Origin of the sequence: Paraburkholderia sp. USG1 (genome assembly GCF_031570135.1) — a bacterium.
GTDB classification, from domain to species: domain Bacteria; phylum Pseudomonadota; class Gammaproteobacteria; order Burkholderiales; family Burkholderiaceae; genus Paraburkholderia; species Paraburkholderia dioscoreae.
This window is the reverse complement of record NZ_JAMWXW010000006.1, coordinates 119,299-141,771: the sequence shown is the minus strand read 5'-3', so window position 1 is coordinate 141,771 and position 22,473 is coordinate 119,299. Positions and strand designations below refer to the sequence as shown.

Genomic DNA, 22,473 nt, shown 5'->3' with positions numbered 1-22,473 from the left:
CAATTCGACACGCTAGCCCGGCGGTGTGCGATGGATCTGCCAGGCGTCACCGCGCTACCTGTCGTGGAGATACGGAGACGCATCTAACGCTGCGCGCGTTTCCAGCACCTCGTCGACGAGACCATACGTTTTGGCCGCGTGTGCCGACATAAAGTTGTCGCGGTCGGTATCGCGGGCAATTTCCTCAATGCTGCGGCCGGTGCGCTCGGCCATCATGGCATTCAGGCGCTCTCGCAGATAGAGCACTTCCTTCGCCTGGATCTCGACGTCTGCCGCCGTGCCCTGGCTGCCGCCTGACGGCTGGTGGATCATGATGCGTGCGTTCGGCAACGCATACCGCTTGCCGCGCTGGCCGGCGGTCAGAAGGAAGGTTCCCATGCTCGCGGCAAAGCCGGTGCACAACGTGGAGACCTCCGGTTTGATGAACTGCATGGTGTCGTAGATCGCGAGGCCGTCGTATACGGAACCGCCCGGCGAATTGATGTAAAAAGAAATATCCTTGTCGGGATTCTCGGATTCCAGAAACAGCAACTGCGCGACAATCACGCTGGCCGACTGCTCGTTCACGGGCCCAACGAGAAATACGATGCGCTCGCGCAGCAGACGCGAATAGATGTCATAGGCGCGCTCGCCGCGACCGGACTGTTCGATCACGGTGGGCACGAGGCCAAGGCCGGTGATGGTTGGGTAGCTGCTATGCATGTTGACCTCGCGTATGCCGCCCGGGTGACGGTGAGTTGTGCGGAGCACCCGCGCATTCAATGCGCCGGTTGTTGCCCTTATGACGGCGCGGCACGGAACGATGTGACAGAAATATTTTTGCGCGACGCTGTCACATCGATCCGTGCCCAGCCGTCAAGTCGAAAGGAATGACGCTGCTGGCGCGCGCCCGGACAAGATCGCAGGCAAGGCGCCGCGCACTTTTCACCGCTCACGATCTGGAGGTCTACTTATGACGGAAAAAGCAATCGAGAAGGCATCCAGCTTCGAGGCCGTGCGCGCCCGCCTGCTCGCGCTGGCGTACCGAATGCTCGGCAGCCGCGCCGAAGCAGAAGACGTGGTGCAAGACGTCGGCCTGAAATGGCACCTCGCAGACACGCAGGAGGTGCAGACACCGGCCGCCTGGCTTACCACGATCACCACGCGCGCGGCGATCGACCGGCTGCGTCATGTGCAGCGCGAACGCGCGTCGCAGGCCGCCGGCTGGTTGCCGGAACCGTGGCTCGACGAAGTCGCGCCATCGGCCGAGGAACTGGCCTTGCGCGCGGCGGAGATGTCCTATGGCGTGATGCTGCTGCTTGAGCGGCTGAAACCCGACGAACGCGCGGCATTCGTGCTGCACGAAGCCTTCGACTGTGATTACGCTGAGATCGCGGCGATTCTCGAGCGCACGCCTGCCGCCTGCCGGCAGATCGTCCATCGGGCCAAAGCGCGTCTGCAACGGGCGGGTGCGCCGGTGGAGCGGCCCGACCCGGCCGCGCATGCGCGGATCGTGGAACGCTTGCGCACAGCGCTTGAGGCGCAGGATCGAGCCGGCCTGCTGCGGCTCTTTAGTGACGCGCCGGAGGTCGTCAGCGACGCGCCTTTGTGCACGCCGGTGAGCGCGCCGGAACCGGCAATGGCCGGGTGGATGGATACGGTAACGTCGCTCGTCGAGCATGCCAGCAACGCCGAGACGGTGTCGGTCGCGGGCACATTGTGTGTTGCGTTGCTCTTCGAGGGCGAGGTGGTCGGCGTTCTCGACATATCCACGAACAGCTTCGCGGATGGCTCCGCAAAGATCGTCGCCATGCGCGTGGTGACCAGTTCGGCGCGCTTGCGGGCCGCCAACCGCATGCTGGGCCGCGCCGCAGTCAGGCAACTGCTTGCGCGGATCCAGCAGAGCGCCTTGACGTCAATTCCGGTGGGCGGCGACTTCCCAGTTGATGTCCACGCATAGCACCTGTGTGCCCGTCGGCGTATGCGCGGCGATCGAGGCGGTCACGCACAGGTGAGCTTCATTGATCGACAGGTAGGGCGGGGTGAGGTGCACCTGGCCGGGCACGCGCATCGCCTGGATAAAGTACGGCCGGCGCTCCCAACTCGCGCCTTCCGAATGCAGCAGCGGGCGGAAACGCTTGGCGCGTTGCGAGGCGCGCCCCGACGGCAGCACGTTGTCGCCGATCTGCCGGCCCGAACCGTCCAGCACGAAGCAGCGTGCCGTCTCGCCGAGCGTGAGGAGCGATGCGGTGGCTTGCGCGACCGACTCGCCGGCCACCAGTTGCGCGGCTGCCGTCTCGAGCGCGGTGACGTACGGCGCGAGCCGTGCGGACTGTGCACGCTCGCGCGCGGCGACCCGCTCACGCAGCGCTGCGGAGAGCGAGTCCATCAAGCCGGCCGCCGCTTGCGGCTTGACCGGTTCGACGCTCGGGCCCGCGAAAAACGCGCCTTGCACGAAGTCCACGTTGCATTCGAGGGCGATCAGCGCGTCGCGTTCGGTGGTCAGGCCGCCCATCAGCACCAGCTGGCCGGATTCGTGCAGCAGCGAGACGAGGCCCGGCAGCACGCGTTCAATATGCGAGTGTTCGCTGGCTTGCGCGAGAATGCAGCGGTCGAGCGTGACGATGTCCGGCCGCAGATTCCACACACGGTCAATGTTCGAATGCTTCGCGCCAAAGCCGTCGAGCGCGATCAGGAAGCCGGATTTGCGCAGCGCATCGATGATTTCGGCAAAACGCGTAGTTTCACCGCCCGCCTGTTCGGAAACTTCGAGTACCACGCGCTGCGGAGGCAGGCCGAGCGCCTTGAGGCCTGCCAGCAGCGCGTCGCCGTAGCTGGTGTCCATCAGCGCGGCCGGGTGCAGGCTCAGGAAGAGCCATTCGTCGTGGCTGTCGAACGCGTTGAAGTTGCCCAGATGCAGCGATTCAGCGAGCCGTCCGAGTTCGAGCAGGTCGCCGCGCCGCGCGGCTTGCGTGAAAACTTCGTGCGAGGGCACTTGCAAGCCGTGTTCGTCGCGGGCGCGCAGCGAAGCGTGATAACCGATCGCGCGCCGGTGCGACACGGAGAAAACCGGCTGGAACACGCTGAAAACAGTGTAGCCGCCGTACAGAACGGTGCGCCGGGAGCCCTCGTCGCCGGCCATTGGGCGCGGCGGCTGGAAGCCGGGAGGATCGAGTTCGATCATGCTCATCATGTCAGTCGTGTGGAGGTGGCGGCGCGCCTGCATGCTCGACACGAGTCCGCATGCGCAAAATGTGAGTTTACAGGATAGCCGAGCAAGAACTATGCGCGTGCGGAAACACAGCACGCATGCCCGAGTGTCCCAGTCAGATCACCCTCAGATAAGACGATTGTGCGCCAGCGCGGGCGCGAGCGCGACGATTCGCACTTCGCTGGTGCGGCCCGCGCCCCGTTGCGGGTCGGCTGCGGGCCAGCGAACATCAGGTTCGTTCGGAGGGATCGGTCTTTTTCGCGGGCGTGCGGATGTCCGGCGACAGTTGCGCAAAGATCCACGACGAGCCCGCCGTGATGATGCCGACACACAGGAACGTCGCGTGAAATGCGGGCAGCGAATTGGCGGCCGTCACACGCGGCAGCAGGCCGGTGAAGGTGGCGAGCAGGGCGCCGGCCACCGTCACGCCGAGACTCATCGACAGCATCTGGACCAATGAAAACAGGCTATTGCCGCTGCTCGCGCCGCCGGTGCCCAGATCCTTGAGCGTCAGCGTGTTCATCGCGGTGAACTGGATCGAGTTGGCGCCGCCGAAGAGTGCCAGTTGCACAAGCCGCAGCCACAGCGGCTGGTTCGCGGCGGTGAGCGCGAAGCTTGCCATCGTCAAGCCGACCAGCACCGTGTTGATGATCAGCACGCGCCGATAGCTGTACTTGATGATCAGCGTCGTCACGAGACGTTTGGACGCCATGCCCGCGGCTGCCACCGGCAGCATCATCAGGCCGGCTTCGAAGGCGCTATAGCCGAGACTCACCTGCAATAGCAGAGGAATCAGATAAGGCATCGCGCCGCTGCCGATCCGCGCGAACAGATTGCCCAGCAGGCCCACGCTGAAGGTGTGGATCTTGAAGAGGTCGAGCGAGAAAATCGGCGAGGGCTCGCTCACGGCGTGCAAGCCGTAGGCGACAAAGCAGGCAAGGCTCAGGATCAGCAGCACCAGCACTGTGGCGTGCTGAATGCCGAATTCGGTGCGGCCGTCGAGCGCGAACGAAATTGCCACCATGCCCAGGATCAGCAGCAAGTAGCCTTTCATGTCGAACTTGCCGACGTGCTCGTTGCGGCTATCCGGCATGAAGATAAACGTGGCGATGCAACCTACGATGCCCACCGGCACGTTGATCAGAAAGATCCAGTGCCACGAGGCGATCTTCACGAGCCAGCCGCCGAGCGTGGGGCCGATCAGCGGTCCGATCAGACCGGGGATCGCCACGAACGAGAGCGCCGGCAGATAGCGTTCTGCCGGAAAGGTACGCAGTACCGCGAGCCGGCCGACCGGCAACAGCATGGCGCCGCCCACGCCTTGCATGATGCGGAAAGCCACGAGCTGATTCAGGGTATGCGCGTTCGCGCACAGCAACGAGGCGACTGCAAACACCAGGATCGCGCTGAAGAACACGCGGCGCGTGCCGAGCTTGTCGGCGAGCCAGCCTGACACGGGGATCATCACGGCCATCGTCAGCGAATAGGCGATCACCACCGATTGCATGCGCAGCGGCAACTCGCCGAGGCTCGTCGCCATCGCGGGGAGCGCGGTGTTGACGATGGTCGAGTCGAGCGTCTGCATGAAGAAGCCGGTAGCGACGACCCACAGCATCACCGTGAGCGAGCGTGGGGAAGGGGTACTGGGCGTGGGAGCGGACGGAGTCGGCGTGGACATGGAGGGCGGCTGGGCGCGCGAGACGGGGTGGGACTCGCTATTCTAGGGAAAAGCGCCACCGTGCGCAGAGGGCGTGGAGTTGGGATCGGGCCAGAAGCGCGGTGATTGCAGACCCCGACGCCTCACCCCGACGCCGGCAACGCCGCCGCCGCACGAAAGAACGCCCGCGCACGCGGGTCGTTTCCGAACGCAATGTGAATCCTGGTCCACGGACTGACCTCCATATTCGGCCGGAAGTAATTGCCCGGCACGACGGTCACCCCAAGCGGCGCACCGCACTCCACCAGCCGCTCCGCATTGGCCACATGCGGCACGCGAGCCCACACGAATTTCCCGCCCACGGGTTTGTCGAAAATGTCCCAGCCGGCGTCCTCGAGCGTCTGGATCGTCGAGCCGAGCGCGTCGCGCATACGCCGCCGCAGGCGCTCCAGATACTTGCGATACGCGCCGCGCTCCAGCATCGACACGGCCACTGCTTCGGCGAACCGCGAACCGCCGATGCTCGTCAGCATCTTGATGTCGACCAGATCTTTGATGATGGCGTGGCTCGCCACCACACAGCCTATCCGCAGCGACGAAGACAGCGTCTTCGACAGGCCGCCCACGTAGATCACGTGTTCGAGTTGATCGAGCGTGGCGAGGCGATCGGTGAGGTCGGTCTGGAAGTCGGCATAGATATCGTCCTCGATGATCGAGAAGCCGTGCTCGCGCGCCAGTTGCAACAGCCGGAAGGCCACCGGCGGCGCCACCGTGGTGCCGGTCGGATTGTGGAACACGGTGTTGATGAACAGCAGCTTGGGCCGGTGCGACTTCAACTGTTCCTGCATCACGTCCAGATCGGGGCCGTTACGCGTGCGCGGAATGCCGATCAATTTCACGCCGTGCAGCTTCAGCAGCCCGTAAAGGTTGTAGTAGCCGGGGTCTTCGACAAAGATCGTGTCGCCTGCCTTGAGCATGTAGCGCATCAGCAGATCGAATGCCTGGCTTGCGCCGTTGGTGATCAGAATCTGCGACGCATCCGCCTGTATCCCCAACTGGCCGATGCGGCTTTGCAGGTGCTCGCGCAAAGTCAGGTTGCCGAGCGGGGTGGCGTAGTCGACCATGCTCGCCGGGTCGGTGCGCGACACGTGGCGAATCGCCTGCGCGATGCTATCCATGTCGCGCCACGCTTCGGGGATAAAACCGCTGCCCAGCTTGAGCGTTTCGCCGGGGTGGTTGAACTGCTGCAAGAGATGGTCCGATTCGCCTTCGGCGCGGCGCGGGTCCGAGGTGCCCTGGCAATGCGTGCCCGCGGGCTGCCGGTCGGAGACGTAGAAGCCGGAGCCGTGGCGCGAGTCGATATAGCCGAGCGACACCAGCCGGTCGTAAGCCTCGATCACTGGAAAGCGGCTCACGTCGTAATCGGTGGCGAACTGGCGGATCGACGGCAACTTCGAGCCCGGGTGCGCGGTACGCGACCGGATCCACGTCGTGACGCCCGCGACGATCTGTTCGGTCAGCGGTACGCCGTTGTCCCGATCGAGTTGAATTTCGAGTTTCATGTGGATCTTTTCCTTCACCGGGCGGCGCGGCGGGTGCTCCCGAGCTTTCCATTCACGAACGCCACACCACGAACGGCACACGCTTCCCGCCAACTGTCCGGTTTTTCGACTGAACAGTTCCGACTAAAGTGTTCTGAACTGTGCATGGGTATTCGATCATCGCACGTCAATAATCGGTACAACAGAAAAGTTCTTCGAAGGGGAAAGGCGATGCGTGAAGTGCGGATTTTCGAATTGGAACATGGCGAGCCCACGGCGGCCTGGCGTGTCGCGCGTCCGTCGATCTTCAAGGTGATCTCGGGCGAAATCTGGCTGACTGTCGAGGGTGACAGCAAGGATCACTGGCCCGCTGCAGGCGAGTCGATCGAGCTGCCGCGCCAGACGGTGGCGTGGATCAGCGCAGGACAGGCCGGGGCGCGTTTTGCGCTGGCGAGCGGCTCCTTGCGTTCCGCCACGAGGCCGGCGCCGCGTATGCCGGTGCTGAACTGGCTGCCGCGCTGGCTGGGTGCGGCCTGACCATTCGTCGAGTGGGTGCGTCGAGTCGGCAGCGTCTCAATCGCGCCCGGCGGCCTCGTATTCCCCGATGTAGCGCGCCCGCGGCCGGATCAACCGGCCGTCGCGCGTCTGTTCCATCGCGTGGGCAATCCAGCCGACTGTCCGGCCCACCGCGAACAGCGTGAAAGCGGCTCCGGCCGGCAGCGCCAGCACCCGCTCGATGGCGGCGAGCGCGAAATCCACGGTCGGCTCGGCGCCGGTCGTATCGCGGACCGTGCGCGCCAATCCCAGCACTTCAGCCAGCGGCGAACGCGCGGGCGCGCAGTCGGCGAGCATGCCTAACAGTAGCCGCGCGCGAGGGTCGCCTTCCGGATAAAGCGGATGACCGAAGCCCGACAGGATCGGCCCATGCACGCCGTGTTCGTGGCGCGCGAGGCGGTTCGCCAGATAACGGTCGAGATCGGGCGCGCGCGACGCTTCTTCGAGCAGCGCGCCGACGCGCACCGTTTCGCCGCCATGACGCGGGCCCGACAATGCGGCGAGGCCGCCGGCCACCGCGCCGAACAGGTGCGCCCCCGTCGAGGTGATACAGCGCACGGTGAAGGTCGACGCATTCAACTCATGATCCGCGCAGGCCACCAGCGCCGCGCGCAGCACGTTAGCCTGCTGCCGGTTCCGCACATGCCACGTTGAAGCCAACTGCCGATGCAGCGGCTCGTTCGACGGCGCCGCCGAGATCGTCGCGGCGGTCAGCAGACGCATGACGGCGCAGGCCGTATCGAGTTGCGCGTCACGGCCGAGCGCCCACACCCGCGGCATTTGCGCCGCCGCGGCCGGCAACAGCACGAGCGCGCGATCGAGCGGCGTGCTGTCGCTCCACAGCTTGAGCCACGCGGCCCACTGAGCGGTGGCGAACGGCACGGCCGGCGCATCGGCAATCCGCCTCGCGCTGCATTCCCACAGCAACGCGGCAATCTCCTCGAGCGAGGCACTTTGCGCCAGTTCCATCGCGTCGTGCCCGCGATACAGCAGCCGGCCCTCGGCGACCAGCGTGATCGACGATTCGAGCACCGGCACGCCCCAGTCGAGCACCTTCTGCGCGACCTTGCCGGCGCGTTTGCCGTCTTCCTTGCGGCGCGCGAGACGGCGCACTTCGCCGGCGTCGTAGAGACGATGCTTGCCTTGCGCATCCGGCGACGAACTCAGCATGCCGCGGCTCACATAGGCGTAGAGCGTAGGCAGGCTGATGCCGAGCGTGGCGGCGGCTTCAGCAGCGGTCAGGGAATTCGAGGTCGACATGGAAAGGCGCGGAAACCGAAGAAATCAATATATATTGATTATCATAATCAAGATTGATTGCGGCGTGGCGGACTTCTAGACTCGGTGCACTTCCTTCTGCTCTGTTATGGAACGCCATGACGCCTGAATTCGCTCTCAAACATATCTGGACTCTCGCCGGGTGCGACCCGAGCGCGCTGAGGTCTGTCACGCTCGCGGGCGCGGATCCCGGCTTGCCATCCGTCTACCGGGTGGGCACCCTGGCTTCGGCGAGCATCGCCGCGACCGGACTCGCGGCTGCCGAATATCACCGTCTGCGCACCGGGCGCAGGCAACACGTGACGGTGGAGATGCGGCGCGCGCTGGCGTCGTTTCGCAGCGAACGCTATTTGCGTATCAACGACGGCCCGCCGCCCGCCCTGCGCGATCCGGTGATGGGCTTCTACGAGACGCACGATGGCCGCTGGATTCAACTGCACACCAACTTCCCGCATCATCTGCAGGGGGTATTGAACGTACTTGGCTGCGCGAACGATCGGGACGCGGTGGCCGCCGCGATTCGCGGCTGGGACGGCGCGACGCTCGACCAGACGCTCGCCGACGCGGGTCTGTGCGCCGCGTTGATTCGCACGCCCGATGAGTGGGCCGCGCTCGATCAGGCCAAAGCGATTGCGGGCTTGCCGCTCTTCGAGATCGAGCGCATCGGCGACGCGCCGGCCGAGCCGCCCGCTCAGCGTGGCGCGGACCGGCCGCTGGCGGGGGTGCGCGTGCTGGATCTGTCGCGCATCATTGCCGGGCCCGTCGCCGGGCGCGCGCTCGCGCAGCATGGCGCGCAGGTGCTGATGATCAACGGGCCGCATCTGCCGAATATTGCGCCGCTGGTGATCGACAACGGGCGCGGCAAGCGTTCGGCGCTGGTCGATCTGCGCGAAGCGGCGGGGCGCGAGGTTTTGCGCGGCCTTGCCGGTAATGCCGATGTATTTCTACAGGCATATCGCCCGGGAGCGCTGGCCGCGCGCGGTTTCGGTCCCGAGGAACTGGCGCGTGTGCGGCCGGGGATCGTCTACGTTTCGGTGTCGGCCTATGGTCACGAGGGATCTTGGGCGCAGCGGCGCGGGTTCGACAGCCTGGTGCAGTCGGCGAGCGGAATTGCCTTTACCGAACGTGAGGCGGCGGGGTGGCACGAGCCAAAGCATCTGCCGTGTCAGGCGCTGGATCATGCGACCGGGTATCTGGCGGCTTTCGGTGCGATGGCCGCGTTGGCACGGCGGGCAACCGAAGGCGGAAGCTGGCATGTGCGCGTCTCGCTCGCGCAAACGGGCCGGTGGCTGCAGTCGTTCGGGCAGATTCCCGAGGGCTGGAAAGCGCCCGACGTGGCGCTTGATGATGTGCGCGATTGCCTCGCGAGCGTGGAGTCGGAGTTTGGCCGCGTGCTGGGAGTGCAGCCGGCCGAGGTGCTGGGCGAGACGCCTGCGTTTTTCGCGCTGCCGCCGAGCCGGGTGGGCGCGCACGAGGCCAGGTGGGAGTGAGGTGCCCTTACTTCCTCAATTCCGCCACGAAGTCGTAGTAATCGTTGCGGCAGTACGTGTCGGTCAACTCGATCGCCCGCTGATCGGCGGTATAGCCCACACGGGTAATCAACAGCAGCGCCTCGTTCGGGGCGATGCTCATCTGCTGCGCGATTTCCTCGCTCGCGTTCACCGCGCGAAAGTGCTGGAGCGCGCGGACAATCGTCAGCCCGCGATTCTCCAGGTACGTGTACAGCGAATCGCCGATAGCTTGCGGATCGGGAATCACCGCAGCGGGGAACGTGGAATTCTCGACCGCCATCACGATGCCGTCGGCCAGGCGCAAGCGCCGCAAGCGCGTTACCGCCGCGGCCGGCGACAAGCCGAGCTGAATCACCTCGTCGCGGTTTGCCGGCAGGATTTCGCGCGACAGCCACTTCGAACTCGGCGTAAAACCCCGCCGACGCAGCATTTCGCTAAAGCTCGACAAACGCGATAGCGGATCTTCGTAGCGTGGCGTGATGAAACTGCCCGCGCCCTGAGTGCGCCGAATCAATCCCTGCTCGACCAGCAAGGCAATTGCCTTGCGTGAAGTGATTCGCGATACGCCCAGCGCCTCCGAGAGTACGCGCTCCGAGGGCAGCGCCTCGCCGGCGTTCCAGCGGTTCTCGTGGATGGCGGCGCCGAGCTTGCGGGCAAGTTGCAGGTAGAGCGGCGTGTCGTTTTCCGGGTCCGGGCGCAGGTCGCGCCAGCGGTCTTCCGAGGCAGAGGTCATGGAACTCACGCAAGAAGGGCAAGCGGCAATTCTATGACATCGGCGCGCTATGTTATAGCGGGCTTTTGCCTGGTGGCCGATCGAATGTCCGTTGAACCGCTAAACTCGTCGCTATGTTTTTCGTGGCATACGCCGCGCATTCGCCTGCGCTGCGGCATTGCCGACCATTGAGCCACTTCGAGGAGTCAGCATGACGAGCGACATCGCAAGCGTGAGCCTGCCCGACGGCGAACGCATTCCGAAACTGGGGCAGGGCACCTGGGAGATGGGTGAAGTGCCGGCGCGGCGTGCCGCCGAAATCGACGCGCTGCGTTGCGGCATCGAACTCGGCATGACGTTGATCGACACGGCGGAAATGTATGGCGACGGCGCGACCGAATCTCTGCTGGGCGTTGCTTTGGCCGGGTTGCGCGACAAGGTGTTTCTGGTCAGCAAGGTGTATCCGCATAACGCCAGCCGGCGCGGCGTGATCGCAGCCTGCGAGCAGAGCCTCAAGCGTCTGAAGACGGATCAGCTCGATCTGTATCTGCTGCACTGGCGCGGCTCGGTGCCGCTCGCGGAAACGGTCGAGGGCTTCGAGGCGTTACGGCAGGCGGGCAAGATTCGCCATTGGGGCGTCAGCAACTTCGACACCGCGGATATGGAAGAACTCGTCGCCACGCCGGGCGGCGATGCGTGCGCGACCAATCAGATTCTCTACAACGTGGTGCGCCGCGGGCCGGAATTCGATCTGCTGCCGTGGCTCGCCGCGCGCAAGATGCCGGCTATGGCGTACAGCCCGGTCGATCACGCACGCCTGCCGAAACGCTCGCCGCTCGACGATATCGCCGACGCGCGCGGCGTCTCGGTGTTCCAGGTGGCGCTCGCATGGGTGTTGCTCGAGCCCGGCGTGTTCGCGATTCCGAAGGCGGGCCGCGTCGAGCATGTGCGCGACAACTATCGCGCGTCGCAACTGCAACTCGGCGCGGATGAACTGGCCGCTATCGACGCGTATTTCAAACCACCGCGCAGCAAGCGGCCGCTCGAAATGCTGTAAGTGCAGCGGCGCCCGTTTGGCGCGCGACGGCACGGTGCGGGCGGCGGGTCGTCGATTCCGTCGGACACGCAACGGCCGTTGCAGGCGCCTGATCAATTGCAACTGTGGTGCATGTGCACGGAACCCAGCACCGCGACTTCAGCGGGGGTGTGCTTGAGCGAATCTTCGTTGACCTGAGCGGCGTCCGCGACGAATTCGTCGACGATCGACGACACCTGCGTATTGCGCAGACACAGCGACACTCGCTGCGTTTCATTGGCCGGCAGGGCGGCGCGCTGACCGAGGAATAGCACGCCGTACTGATAGCCGTGGATGATGCCGCGAATCGCGCCGACGCATTGGCCTTGGGCGACGTTATCGTTTTTCTGCTTGCAGGTCTGCGCAAGCGAATAGGCCGAGAAGGTGGGATCGACCGGCGGTGCGGCTTGCGAGAGCGTGGGCGACAGCGGCTGTGCCGCTTGTGCTGTTTGTGTCGCCTGTGCCGCCTGTGCCGTCTGTGGGGGCGTTTGCGCTGCCGTTTGCGCTGCCGTTTGCGCATGAGCGAGCGATGCGAGGCTGAGCGCGGCGGCCATCAACAGGCCGTTGACCGCGTGTGCCGCGGCGGGTGGGACGTTTCGTTGCATGTTGTGGTGCCCTCATATCGAACGTTGATATCTGATATGAGGCAATCGCCCCGGTTTGGTTCCGGTCATGCGCCCATGAGCGACCGATTGTTTGAGGTGCAGCTGCTTTGCGGGCGCGCTCCGCTGCTTCCATTACCACGCCCCTTGCCGTTCCCCTTGCCGCACCCGCTTCACCGGAGTTGCCGCTACCCGAGCCCGCCCATCGCTTTTTCCCGATACCGTTCTGCCGCCCGTCGTCCTGCATCACGCCACGCTATTCGTCGCGCCCGGCATTCTCGGGCGCGTTTTCCGAACCGTTGCCCGGAACCTTCCTCGCGACGTTGTCCGCATCGTCGCGTGAAGCGGCTTGCAGCGCGCGCAATTCGTCGACGGGAATGTGACAGCGGATTCGATGCGCGGACGGCCCTGCCGCGGCGCCGGCGTCGAGGAACGGCGGATCCTGCTGTTCGCAGATCGCGCCGAGCTTACGCGGGCAGCGCGTGTGGAACACGCAGCCCGATGGCGGCGATACCGCACTCGGCAGATCGCCGGATAGCCGGATGCGGGTTGCGCCGCCGCGGCCATCGAGTGTCGGTACCGAAGACAGCAGCGCTTCCGTATAAGGATGGTGCGGCCCGCCGAACACAGCCGCCGCCGGGCCGATTTCCAGCAGCCTGCCCAGATACAGCACGGCGATGCGATCCGACAGATAGCGCACCACATGCAGGTCGTGCGAGATGAAAACGTAACTCACGCCACGCTCGCGCTGCAGATCGGCGAGCAGATTCAGGATCGCGGCCTGCACGGAAACGTCGAGCGCGGAAGTCGGTTCGTCGCAAACCACCACGCGCGGTTCGCCGGCAAACGCGCGGGCAATTGCCACCCGCTGTTTCAGGCCACCGGACAGTTGCCGCGTACGCGAGTCGAGATAGCGCTGCGGCAAACGCACTGCGGCGGTCAAGGCGGCAAGCCGTTCGTCGATCGCGGGCCCGCGCAACGTGGTGAGGCGCGACAGCGCGCGGCCGATCAGCCGTTTCACCGAATGCGCGCGATTGAGCGCCGAGTCCGGATTCTGGAAAACGATCTGCAGCGACTTGACCTGATCGTCGCTGCGTCGTGTGACGCGCGCCGCGAGCGGCTCGCCATCCAGTTCGAGCACGCTGCCTGCATCCGGCGTGAGCAGGCCGAGCATCAGTTTGGCGAGCGTCGTCTTGCCGCTGCCCGATTCGCCGACGAGGCCGAGCGTCTCACCGCTGGCGAGATCGATTGAGACGTGGTCCACCGCGCGCAGCGGCGCGCCGGACACGTGAAACGTCTTCGACAGTTTTTCCGCGCGCAAGACGAGAGCAGGCGGTTTGCCGTCGAACGACGCGCCGTTGCACTCCGGCAAGGCTTGCGCGCTTGCACGCGGCAATTCGATCGCGCGTTCGTGGTAATGGCAGCGTGACATCTGATCGCCGTGTGCGGCGCTCACGCGATACGGCGGCGGCGCTTCGCGGCGGCAGCGGTCGTCGGCGAGGCGGCAGCGCTCTGCGTAGATGCAGCCCTGCGTTACCGCACCCGGCAACGGCAGGCTGCCGGCGATCGTGTCGAGCCGCTCGCTGTCCTTGCTGCGCCCGGCCGTGGGCAGACAGCGCAACAGTCCGACCGTATAGGGATGGCGCGGCCGCGTGAAGACATCTTGCGTCGCGCCTTCCTCGACCAGTTTTCCCGCGTAAAGCACGCCGACGCGTTCGCACATCCGCCCGATCACCGCGAGGTTGTGGCTGATGAACAGCACAGCCGTGCCGAGTTCCTCGCGCAACTGCGCGACGAGGTCGAGCACTTCGGCCTCGACGGTAGCATCGAGGCCGGTAGTCGGTTCGTCGAGAATCAGCAGCGCGGGGTTCGAGGCGAGCGCCATCGCGATCACTACGCGCTGTTGCATGCCGCCCGACAGTTGATGCGGATAACTCTCCATCACCCGCTCGGGCGCGGCGATGCGCACGCGCTGCAACATCTCCAGCGTGCGCCGCAAGGCTTCGTCGCGCGCGACGCCGGCGGCTTCGAACGCTTCGGAGACTTGCCGCGCGATCGTCAGCGACGGATTCAGCGCGCGCCCCGGATCCTGGTAGACCATTGAAATCGTTCTGGCGCGCATGTTGCGCAACGCGTCGGCGTCAAGCTTCTGCACGTCCTCGCCGGTGACGATGATCTTGCCGGCCTTCACTTTGCCGTTGCGCGGCAGATAGCGCAGCGCCGCCATCGCAACGGTCGACTTGCCGCAGCCGGACTCGCCGACGAGACCATACGCTTCGCCGCGCCGCACGCGAAACGAAATGTCCTGCAGCACCTCGCGATCGCGTCCGCGCACGCGGTACGTGACCGTCAGACCGATGACGGTCAGCGCGTCCGTGCGATCGCTCTTCGAGACATCGAAGGCGGGGAACGAGGAGGGCGGCGGGCCGTTCATCGGTCGAGCACGCCTTGCACGCTGTCGGCGATCAGATTCACGCCGACCACGAGGCTGGCAATCGCGCCGGCGGCGAACACCACGGTCCACCATGCGCCGCCCGCCATCAGCGTGTATGACTCGGACAGCGCGAGCCCCCAGTCGGCCGACGGCGGCTGGATGCCGAAGCCGAGAAACGACAGCGTGGCGACCGCGAAGATCGCGTAACCGAGCCGCACCGTCGCTTCGACGATGACGGGCGGCAGCACGTTCGGCAGAATCTCGGCGAACATGATGTACGGCGCGCGCTCGCCGCGTAGCTGCGCTGCCGCGACGTAGTCGAGATGCCGTTCGGCGAACACGGCGGCGCGCACGGTGCGCGCAGTGATCGGCGTGAAGGTGATGCCGATCACGAGGATCACGGTGAAGTTCGACGCGCCGACGGCGGCCAGCGCGAGCAGCGCGACGATCACCAGTGGCAGCGCGAGCACGGCGTCGATGACGCGTCCGACCACGTTGTCGACCCAGCCTTCGAAGTAGCCGACGATCAATCCCAGCGCGGTGCCCGCCGCTGTGCCGAGCAGGGTGGCGAGCGGCGCGATGGTGAGAATGTCGCGCGCGCCGACGATCACGCGCGAGAACACGTCGCGCCCGAGTTGATCGGTGCCGAACCAGTGCGTGCGATCAGGCGGCATCAGCGAGTTGAGCGGATCGGACGCATAAGGGTCGATCCGCACGATCCATTGCCCGGCGATCGCGCAGACGATCCACCACGCGACGATCACCACGCCCACCACGAAGGTCGGCGAGCGCAGCAGCACGCGCAACTGGTCGAAGCGGGGCTCGGTAACCGGACGCGGCGTTGGGGGCGCGGCCGGCGGAACGATCGTGCTCATTCGGCGCTCCTCACTCGCAAGCGTGGATTGAGCAGGACGTGCAGCGCATCGGCGACGAGATTGGCGACGGTGTAGACCACGCCGATCGTCAGTACGCCTGCTTCGAGCATTGGGAAGTCCTTGGCCTTCGCGGCGTTGTAGATCAGCGAGCCGATGCCCTGGTAGTGGAACAGCGTCTCGACCACCACGAGCCCGCCGATCATATAACCGAGTTGCGTGGCGGCGACCGTGATGGTGGGCAGCAATGCATTGCGCAAGACGTGCCGCCAGATCACGATACGGCGCGGTAGACCCTTGAGAATCGCGGTGCGCGTATAGTCCGCGTCGAGCGCCTCGACGGTGCCGGCGCGCGCCATCCTCGCGATGTAGCCGAAGAACACCAGCACGAGCGGCAGCACCGGTAGCACCAGATGACGCAGCTGTTCGAGTGCGCTCGCTTCGGGCGGATACGACGCTTCGATCGGCAGCCAGCGTAGCCACACGCCGAACACCAGAATCAGCACGATCGACGAAACGAATTCCGGCACCACCGTGGCCGACAACCCCACGATGCTGATCGTGCGATCGAGCCAGCGCCCCGCGTGCATGGCCGACCACACGCCGCCCGCAATGCCGAGCGGCACGACGACGACGAACGCGAGCAAGCCGAGCTTCGCGGAATGCGCGAGCGCGTTGGCGATAAACGGCCCGACCGGCTCGCGATACGCATAGGACAGTCCCATGTCGCCGCGCACGAAATGCGAAATCCAGTCGACGTATTGCGTCATCAGCGGACGGTCGGCGCCGAGTTGATGATTGAGCGCGGCGACCGCGCGCGCATCGGCGAGCGGGCCGAGCACCGCGCGGCCGATATCGCCCGGCAGCAGTTGTCCGCCGGCGAAGACGATCACCGAGAGCAGCCACAGCGTGATCAGCGACAAGCCGACACGCGTAGCCAGAAAACGCACGACGCGGCCCGCGTTGCCGCTCGACATGGAGGAAGTGGAAGGGGTCACCGTGCTCGACATCATGCTCTCCTGCCGAAACGCGCTGGTGCTCGGGCGCTCAACCTCGGGCGTCCAGCATTACGCGCTCAACACCGCGCGGTCGAAGTAGAGTTGCGCGAGCGCGGTGAAGCGCACGCCGTTCACACCCTTGCGCATGGCGATCAGCTGATCGTAGAAGAACGGAATGATGATGGGCGTTTCATCGAGCAGCAGCGTCTGGATCTGCCCGGCGATTTTCCGCTGCGAGCCGAGATCGATAGCCGCAACGAATTGTGCGACCAGTTGATCGTATTGCGGATTCCTGAAGTGCGCGGCGTTCCATGTGCCGGTGCTGGTAAGCGGTGCATTCAGGAAGACGTTCGGCACGCCGCGATGACCGTAGTCGGTAATGCCGAGCGGCGAGTCCAGCCAATCCGATTTGCCCGGCGTGCCCGCGCCGTAATACAGCGACTGGCTTTCGATCTTCAGATTGATGCGCACGCCAATGGCCTTCGCCGCGTTTTGCACGACCACCGCGAGATCGGGAATCTCCATGTATTTTTCGGTGGTCAGCGTCACTTCGAAGCCGTTCGGCACGCCGGCTTGCGCAAGCAGCTGCTTCGCTTTGGCGACGTCGATCCTGCGTTGCGGAACACCCGCATCCGAAGACGGAAACACCGGCGCGAACGGACTGTCGTTGCCGAGTTGCGCGCGCCCTTTGAACAGGCCGCGCACCAGCACGTCGCGATCGATCGACAACGCCAGTGCCTGGCGCACGCGCTTGTCCTTGAACAGCGGATTGTCGTTGCGCATGTGAATCTGCCGGTGCGCGCTTGACTTCACGCCCACGGCCTTGTAATCCGGATTGTTCAGAATGCCGGCGCCGCCCTGCACGGTGAAGGTGCCCATCACGTCGGCCTGATGGCCTTGCAGCGCAAGCAATTGTGCCTGTTCGTCGGCGTAGAACGAGAACTGTACGCGTTGCGGTAACGCTTTTTCGCCCCAGTAATCGGGATTGCGCACGAACGACGCGCCCACCTTCGCCTGATACTTTTCGAGCTTGAACGGACCTGTGCCGATGAAGCTCTTTTCATAACCGCCCGCGTAGTTCGCGGGCAGGATCACGGCGTTGTAATTGTCCGAGGAAACGTAATACGGGAAGTTGCCGTTCGGCGCGTCCAGATGAAACGCGACCGTGTGGTCGTCGATCACTTTGGCGCCGCCTTTCGACAGCACGCCCTTGAGCACGGAAAGCGCCGCCGAGCCGCTCGCCGGATCGGCCAGGCGGTCGAACGTGGCGACCACGTCTTTGGCGCTGAACAACTGGCCGTCGTGGAACTTGACGTTCGGACGCAGCTTGAAGGTCCACACGTCGCCTTTGTCGTTCGGTTTCCACGACAACGCGAGTGCCGGCTTGAGTACGAGCTTTTCGCCGTCGTCGTCGATCAGGAATTCGCCGGTCTGGTTCAGCAGCGCGAGGCTGGCGGCATCCGTCACGGTGAGCGGATCGACCGCGCCGGCCGGTGTCAGGTGAGCCACGCGGATGGTCTGATTCGACGCGGCCGCGGTGCCTTGCGCACGCGCTTGCGGCGCATTCAGCACGCCGGCGCCGGCCAGCGACAAACCGATCACGCTTGCATAGCGCAGCAGATCGCGGCGCGTGATGCGGCCGGCGACGAATTCGTCGATGGCGTGGTTGCCGTAGGCGTCGGCGGTGAGGCGGGCTGCGTCGAGTGCGGGAAATCGGTTCGCGGGAGTCTTCATCGATGGAGTGTCCAGTCCGTTCTGTTGCCGGTTCTGAAAGGCCGCGCCGGATGCGCGCGACCCGGCGACGGTAGTGCAATGACGAAAGCGGCGAGCGAAGCGGTTTCAGTGTAAAGGATTGCTGGCGGGTTCGGCGTGCTCGCGGCGTTACCGGGTTGCCGATTGTCGGATAAAAGGACCGGTGTGTATCGCCATCACAACGCCCGGCGCCAGCGATGGAACAGCACCGAGCCGATCCAGCACGCCATGAACACCGCGACGATGCCGTAACCCAGCACGCCGAAGCGGTCGTTCACGCTGGCGATCGCATCCCATACGCCGCCGTTCAGACCGAGCTTGTCCGACAGCAGCCCCAACGCTTCAACGCCGCCGATCACGATCGCCACCACCGCCGAGACAAAGGTGATGCTCGCGTTGTAGTAGAGCTTGCGTTTCGGGTCGTCCATGGCCCAGCCGTACGCATGCACCATCAGCACGTTGTCGGTTGAATCGACCAGCGTCATGCCGGCGGTGAAGAGCGCGGGAAACACGAGAATCGAATAGAGCGGCAGACCTTTGCCGGCTTCGGAAGCGGCGATCGCGAGCAAACCGATCTCGGTCGCGGTATCGAAGCCGAGGCCGAACAGCACGCCGACCGGGTACATGTGCCAGCTTTTCGTCACGAGCCTGAAGAGCGGACGCAACGCGCGCGACAGCAGACCTGCCGGCGCAATCGAGTCCGGCGTTTTAGCAGGCAATTCGCCGCTTTGCTGGACATGGCGATAACGGCGCCAGACGTCACGCAGAATCACGAGATTGACGGCTGCGAGCACCAGCAGGAAGCTCGCGGAGACGAGCGTGCCGATGGTGCCGCCCACGGCCTTGAAAGTCTCGAAGCGGCCATGCAGCGAATGCGCGGTCCACGCTATGCCGATCGTCGCGAGGATCACGATGGTCGAATGCCCCAGCGAAAACGACAGCCCGACGCCGAGCGGCCGTTTGCCGGCTTGCATGAGCTTGCGTGTGACGGCGTCGATCGCCGCGATGTGATCGGCGTCGACCGCATGGCGCAGGCCGAAGCCGTAGGCGAGCAGCGCGGTGCCGAGCAGCAGCGGGTAGTGGCGAAACGCGATCAGGGCCCACGCCCACGCGCCGAGATTGGCGGCGATCAGCACGGCGTATAGCGTGAAGAGGCGAGGGCGCAGCGAAGCGGTCGGCGTCATGAGTTGCGTGGGCGGGAGTTAATGATCGTGCGGATGCTTGTGAATCGGATCGACCCAGAACACCGTCTCGGGTTGTTCCACCGCGTCGATGTTCAGATTAACCACTACCGCTTCGTTGTCGCTGCGCACCAGCACGCATTCGAGCGGGTCGTCGGTACTCGCGTTGATCTCCTGATGCGGCACATACGGCGGCACGAAAATGAAGTCGCCGGGACCGGCTTCGGCGGTGAACTCCAGATGCTCGCCCCAACGCATGCGCGCCTGGCCGCGTACCACGTAGATCACGCTTTCGAGCGCGCCGTGATGATGTGCGCCGGTCTTCGCATTCGGGTGGATCGTCACGGTGCCGGCCCAGATCTTCTGCGCGCCCACGCGTGCGGCATTGATCGCCGCCGCGCGATTCATGCCCGGCGTTTGCGCCGTGTTGCTATCGAGCTGGTCGCCCTTGATGACTTTCACGCCGTGCTCGCGCCAATCGGGCGCGGTGGGCGGCACGTCTTTGTAATGCGGATGTTCGTGATCGTGGCTCATGATGTGTCTCCTCGTGGGCGTGAGTTCCGGCGTTCGGCACGGCGCCTTCCGGCATTTTTGCACGTTCAAAAACGTGCGTGTGAAGAAGCCCTGGGCGCGTTGCAGCGGACGAAAAAAAGCCCGTCCACCGGGGACGGGCTTCGAGCCGTTGGCATGAATGCCTTTGGCGTAGTGCTTATTTCTGCTTCGCGTTGATCACGGCTTCAGCGACGTTGTTCGGCGTTTCCGCATAGTGCTTGAACTCCATCGTGTAGGTCGCGCGGCCTTGCGTCGCGGAGCGCAGCGACGTGGAGTAACCGAACATCTCCGCGAGCGGCACTTCGGCGCGCACCAGCTTCCCGCCGCCCCCGGCGATGTCTTCCATGCCTTGCACGAGTCCGCGGCGGCTCGACAGGTCGCCCATCACGTTGCCCATGAAGTCTTCCGGCGTTTCCACCTCGACGGCCATCATCGGTTCGAGCAGCACGGGTTTGGCCTTGCGCATCGCTTCCTTGAAGGCCATCGAGCCGGCCATGCGGAACGCGTTTTCGTTCGAGTCAACGTCGTGGTACGAACCGAAGGTGAGCGTCACCTTCACGTCGACCACCGGATAGCCCGCGAGCACGCCGGCCTTCAGCGTTTCCTGGATGCCCTTGTCGACGGCCGGAATATATTCACGCGGAATCACACCGCCCTTGATCGCGTCGACGAATTCGTAGCCCTTGCCTTGTGGCGCCGGCTCGAGCGTAATCACCGCATGGCCGTATTGACCGCGGCCGCCCGACTGCTTGACGAATTTGCCTTCGACGTCTTCGACCTTGTTGCGCACCGTCTCGCGATACGCAACCTGCGGCTTGCCGACCGTTGCCTCGACGCCGAACTCGCGCTTCATGCGGTCGACCAGAATTTCCAGGTGCAGCTCGCCCATGCCCGAGATGATGGTCTGGCCGGATTCTTCATCGGTCTGCACGCGGAACGACGGATCTTCCTGGGCAAGACGGTTCAACGCGATGCCCATCTTTTCCTGGTCGACCTTGGTCTTCGGCTCGACGGCCTGCGAGATCACCGGCTCCGGGAAGATCATCTTTTCGAGGATGATCACGTGGTTCGGATCGCACAGCGTGTCACCCGTGGTCGCTTCCTTCAGGCCGACAGCCGCGGCGATGTCGCCCGCGTACACTTCCTTGATTTCCTTGCGTTCGTTGGCGTGCATCTGCAGGATCCGGCCAAGGCGTTCCTTCTTTTCCTTGATCGCGTTGTAGACCGTGTCGCCCGAATTCACCACGCCGGAATAGACGCGGAAGAAAATCAGCTGGCCGACGAACGGGTCGGTCATGATCTTGAAGGCGAGTGCCGAGAACGGATCGGTATCGGTCGGATGGCGCTCGATTTCCTTGTCGTGTTCGTCGTGGCCGGTGATGGCGGGCACGTCCACCGGTGACGGCAGATAGTCGATCACCGCGTCGAGCATGGCTTGCACGCCCTTGTTCTTGAACGCGCTGCCGCACAGCATCGGCACGATTTCGTTGGCAATGCAGCGCACGCGAATGCCGTGCTTGATTTCCTCTTCGGTCAATGTTTCGCCGCCGAGGTATTTGTCGAGCAGTTCCTCATTCGCTTCGGCTGCGGCCTCGACCATCTTGTCGTGCCATTCCTTTGCGGTCGCCGCGAGTTCCGGCGGAATATCACGGTACTCGAATTTGATGCCCTGGTTCTCTTCGTCCCAGAAGATCGCCTTCATCTTGACGAGGTCGACCACGCCCTGGAAGTGTTCTTCCGCGCCGACCGGAATCTGGATCGGCACCGCGACGCCCTTCAGGCGATCGCCGATCTGCCGCTGCACACGGAAGAAGTCCGCGCCCACGCGGTCCATCTTGTTGACGAACGCAATGCGCGGCACCTTGTACTTGTTCGCCTGACGCCACACGGTTTCGGACTGCGGCTGCACGCCGCCGACCGAGTCGTACACCATGCACGCGCCGTCGAGCACGCGCATGGAGCGCTCCACTTCGATCGTGAAGTCGACGTGGCCCGGCGTGTCGATGATGTTGATCCGGTGTTCCGGATAGTTGCCGGCCATACCCTTCCAGAAAGCAGTGGTGGCCGCCGACGTAATGGTGATGCCGCGCTCCTGCTCCTGTTCCATCCAGTCCATCGTCGCCGCACCGTCGTGAACCTCGCCGATCTTGTGGGTCACGCCGGTGTAGAACAGGATGCGTTCAGTGGTGGTGGTTTTGCCGGCATCGATGTGAGCGCTAATGCCGATATTCCGGTAGCGCTCGATGGGAGTCTTGCGGGGCACGTGAACCTCCTTGGAATGGCGCGCCTGAAACGCTTGCCGGGCAGCAGTCTGTGCTGTCCGGGGAGCCTGGGTGCTGCTTTACTAAGATTACTAGGATAGCGCGTCGGCCCGTCTTTTGCAGGAATCTTCCCGGTTGGCCGCGAACGGGTGCTGGCAGGGCTTCGGCTGCCCGTGCGGCGTGCTTTGGTGCGACGCGATACGGCGTGACAGGGTGCTCATGCCGCGGCGCGCAAATAAAAGAGCCGGCGCCTCGTGACAAGGCACCGGCTTGCGGAAAGCGGTGAAGCAAAGTGGTGAGGC

At 64.7% G+C, this 22,473-nt stretch carries 17 protein-coding genes and 1 pseudogene; 4 read left to right on the top strand and 14 right to left on the bottom strand.

Annotated features, from left to right (window positions below; genetic code table 11):
- Window positions 1-54 precede the first annotated feature (54 nt).
- Window positions 55-702: an ATP-dependent Clp endopeptidase proteolytic subunit ClpP gene (gene clpP, locus NE850_RS10240; protein ID WP_165186975.1), complete on the bottom strand. Its 648-nt coding sequence runs from the start codon at window positions 700-702 to the stop codon at window positions 55-57.
- Window positions 703-952: 250 nt separating this feature from the next.
- On the opposite strand from clpP, the gene NE850_RS10235 reads away from it, so the two are divergent.
- The gene (locus NE850_RS10235; RefSeq protein WP_007180594.1) at window positions 953-1,939 is read left to right on the top strand and encodes a sigma-70 family RNA polymerase sigma factor; all 987 of its coding nucleotides are present in this window, start codon (window positions 953-955) and stop codon (window positions 1,937-1,939) included.
- Here the strand turns inward: NE850_RS10235 and NE850_RS10230 are convergent.
- The 3 genes and pseudogenes from NE850_RS10230 to NE850_RS10220 form a co-directional block, all read right to left on the bottom strand.
- A complete protein-coding gene (locus tag NE850_RS10230; RefSeq protein ID WP_165187497.1) occupies window positions 1,895-3,169 on the bottom strand; it encodes an EAL domain-containing protein in 1,275 nt (424 codons plus the stop codon). The two genes, NE850_RS10235 and NE850_RS10230, sit on opposite strands and share 45 nt — an antisense overlap.
- 250 nt (window positions 3,170-3,419) lie before the next feature.
- Window positions 3,420-4,892 (bottom strand): annotated as a pseudogene (gene mdtD, locus NE850_RS10225) (multidrug transporter subunit MdtD); the annotation flags it as partial.
- Window positions 4,893-4,990: 98 nt separating this feature from the next.
- Window positions 4,991-6,409, bottom strand: a complete 1,419-nt coding sequence (locus NE850_RS10220; protein ID WP_007180597.1) for a PLP-dependent aminotransferase family protein — start codon at window positions 6,407-6,409, stop codon at window positions 4,991-4,993.
- Between the two features lie 210 nt (window positions 6,410-6,619).
- Between NE850_RS10220 and NE850_RS10215 the strand changes: the two genes are divergently transcribed.
- Window positions 6,620-6,925: a DUF2917 domain-containing protein gene (locus NE850_RS10215; RefSeq protein ID WP_310698709.1), complete on the top strand. Its 306-nt coding sequence runs from the start codon at window positions 6,620-6,622 to the stop codon at window positions 6,923-6,925.
- Between the two features lie 36 nt (window positions 6,926-6,961).
- Here NE850_RS10215 and NE850_RS10210 read toward each other — a convergent pair whose 3' ends face one another.
- Window positions 6,962-8,203: a citrate/2-methylcitrate synthase gene (locus tag NE850_RS10210; protein ID WP_165186973.1), complete on the bottom strand. Its 1,242-nt coding sequence runs from the start codon at window positions 8,201-8,203 to the stop codon at window positions 6,962-6,964.
- Between the two features lie 116 nt (window positions 8,204-8,319).
- Here NE850_RS10210 and NE850_RS10205 point away from each other — a divergent pair, with 116 nt between their 5' ends.
- Complete coding sequence (locus NE850_RS10205; RefSeq protein WP_007180600.1) at window positions 8,320-9,711, top strand: CoA transferase; 1,392 nt, start codon at window positions 8,320-8,322, stop codon at window positions 9,709-9,711.
- A 7-nt stretch (window positions 9,712-9,718) separates the two neighbouring features.
- Here NE850_RS10205 and NE850_RS10200 read toward each other — a convergent pair whose 3' ends face one another.
- Window positions 9,719-10,465, bottom strand: a complete 747-nt coding sequence (locus NE850_RS10200) for a GntR family transcriptional regulator (RefSeq protein WP_007180601.1) — start codon at window positions 10,463-10,465, stop codon at window positions 9,719-9,721.
- A 190-nt stretch (window positions 10,466-10,655) separates the two neighbouring features.
- Here NE850_RS10200 and NE850_RS10195 point away from each other — a divergent pair, with 190 nt between their 5' ends.
- Complete coding sequence (locus NE850_RS10195) at window positions 10,656-11,501, top strand: aldo/keto reductase (protein WP_007180602.1); 846 nt, start codon at window positions 10,656-10,658, stop codon at window positions 11,499-11,501.
- 92 nt (window positions 11,502-11,593) lie between these two features.
- Here NE850_RS10195 and NE850_RS10190 read toward each other — a convergent pair whose 3' ends face one another.
- The 8 genes from NE850_RS10190 to fusA form a co-directional block, all read right to left on the bottom strand.
- Entirely contained in the window at window positions 11,594-12,124 is a 531-nt protein-coding gene (locus NE850_RS10190) for a Rap1a/Tai family immunity protein (RefSeq protein ID WP_007180603.1), read from the bottom strand.
- A gap of 253 nt (window positions 12,125-12,377) precedes the next feature.
- Window positions 12,378-14,555 (bottom strand): ABC transporter ATP-binding protein, encoded by a 2,178-nt coding sequence (locus tag NE850_RS10185; RefSeq protein ID WP_007180604.1) that lies wholly within the window; start codon window positions 14,553-14,555, stop codon window positions 12,378-12,380.
- Window positions 14,552-15,430, bottom strand: a complete 879-nt coding sequence (locus NE850_RS10180) for an ABC transporter permease (protein ID WP_007180605.1) — start codon at window positions 15,428-15,430, stop codon at window positions 14,552-14,554. The genes NE850_RS10185 and NE850_RS10180 overlap by 4 nt, the downstream gene beginning before the upstream one ends.
- Window positions 15,427-16,437, bottom strand: a complete 1,011-nt coding sequence (locus NE850_RS10175; RefSeq protein WP_007180606.1) for an ABC transporter permease — start codon at window positions 16,435-16,437, stop codon at window positions 15,427-15,429. The genes NE850_RS10180 and NE850_RS10175 overlap by 4 nt, the downstream gene beginning before the upstream one ends.
- A gap of 57 nt (window positions 16,438-16,494) precedes the next feature.
- The gene (locus NE850_RS10170; protein WP_007180607.1) at window positions 16,495-18,159 is read right to left on the bottom strand and encodes an ABC transporter substrate-binding protein; all 1,665 of its coding nucleotides are present in this window, start codon (window positions 18,157-18,159) and stop codon (window positions 16,495-16,497) included.
- Window positions 18,160-18,353: 194 nt separating this feature from the next.
- Complete coding sequence (locus NE850_RS10165; protein ID WP_007180608.1) at window positions 18,354-19,361, bottom strand: HoxN/HupN/NixA family nickel/cobalt transporter; 1,008 nt, start codon at window positions 19,359-19,361, stop codon at window positions 18,354-18,356.
- Between the two features lie 18 nt (window positions 19,362-19,379).
- On the bottom strand, window positions 19,380-19,892 hold the full coding sequence (locus NE850_RS10160; RefSeq protein WP_007180609.1) for a cupin domain-containing protein: 513 nt from the start codon (window positions 19,890-19,892) through the stop codon (window positions 19,380-19,382).
- A 175-nt stretch (window positions 19,893-20,067) separates the two neighbouring features.
- Entirely contained in the window at window positions 20,068-22,173 is a 2,106-nt protein-coding gene (gene fusA / locus NE850_RS10155; RefSeq protein WP_007180610.1) for an elongation factor G, read from the bottom strand.
- Window positions 22,174-22,473: the final 300 nt, after the last annotated feature.

What these genes read in the sequence shown, in the direction of transcription:
- clpP (WP_165186975.1), bottom strand. Translation starts at nt 702, where the DNA reads ATGCATAGCAGCTACCCAACCATCACCGGCCTTGGCCTCGTGCCCACC.
- NE850_RS10235 (WP_007180594.1), top strand. Translation starts at nt 953, where the DNA reads ATGACGGAAAAAGCAATCGAGAAGGCATCCAGCTTCGAGGCCGTGCGC.
- NE850_RS10230 (WP_165187497.1), bottom strand. Translation starts at nt 3,169, where the DNA reads ATGAGCATGATCGAACTCGATCCTCCCGGCTTCCAGCCGCCGCGCCCA.
- NE850_RS10220 (WP_007180597.1), bottom strand. Translation starts at nt 6,409, where the DNA reads ATGAAACTCGAAATTCAACTCGATCGGGACAACGGCGTACCGCTGACC.
- NE850_RS10215 (WP_310698709.1), top strand. Translation starts at nt 6,620, where the DNA reads ATGCGTGAAGTGCGGATTTTCGAATTGGAACATGGCGAGCCCACGGCG.
- NE850_RS10210 (WP_165186973.1), bottom strand. Translation starts at nt 8,203, where the DNA reads ATGTCGACCTCGAATTCCCTGACCGCTGCTGAAGCCGCCGCCACGCTC.
- NE850_RS10205 (WP_007180600.1), top strand. Translation starts at nt 8,320, where the DNA reads ATGACGCCTGAATTCGCTCTCAAACATATCTGGACTCTCGCCGGGTGC.
- NE850_RS10200 (WP_007180601.1), bottom strand. Translation starts at nt 10,465, where the DNA reads ATGACCTCTGCCTCGGAAGACCGCTGGCGCGACCTGCGCCCGGACCCG.
- NE850_RS10195 (WP_007180602.1), top strand. Translation starts at nt 10,656, where the DNA reads ATGACGAGCGACATCGCAAGCGTGAGCCTGCCCGACGGCGAACGCATT.
- NE850_RS10190 (WP_007180603.1), bottom strand. Translation starts at nt 12,124, where the DNA reads ATGCAACGAAACGTCCCACCCGCCGCGGCACACGCGGTCAACGGCCTG.
- NE850_RS10185 (WP_007180604.1), bottom strand. Translation starts at nt 14,555, where the DNA reads ATGAACGGCCCGCCGCCCTCCTCGTTCCCCGCCTTCGATGTCTCGAAG.
- NE850_RS10180 (WP_007180605.1), bottom strand. Translation starts at nt 15,430, where the DNA reads ATGAGCACGATCGTTCCGCCGGCCGCGCCCCCAACGCCGCGTCCGGTT.
- NE850_RS10175 (WP_007180606.1), bottom strand. Translation starts at nt 16,437, where the DNA reads ATGTCGAGCACGGTGACCCCTTCCACTTCCTCCATGTCGAGCGGCAAC.
- NE850_RS10170 (WP_007180607.1), bottom strand. Translation starts at nt 18,159, where the DNA reads ATGAAGACTCCCGCGAACCGATTTCCCGCACTCGACGCAGCCCGCCTC.
- NE850_RS10165 (WP_007180608.1), bottom strand. Translation starts at nt 19,361, where the DNA reads ATGACGCCGACCGCTTCGCTGCGCCCTCGCCTCTTCACGCTATACGCC.
- NE850_RS10160 (WP_007180609.1), bottom strand. Translation starts at nt 19,892, where the DNA reads ATGAGCCACGATCACGAACATCCGCATTACAAAGACGTGCCGCCCACC.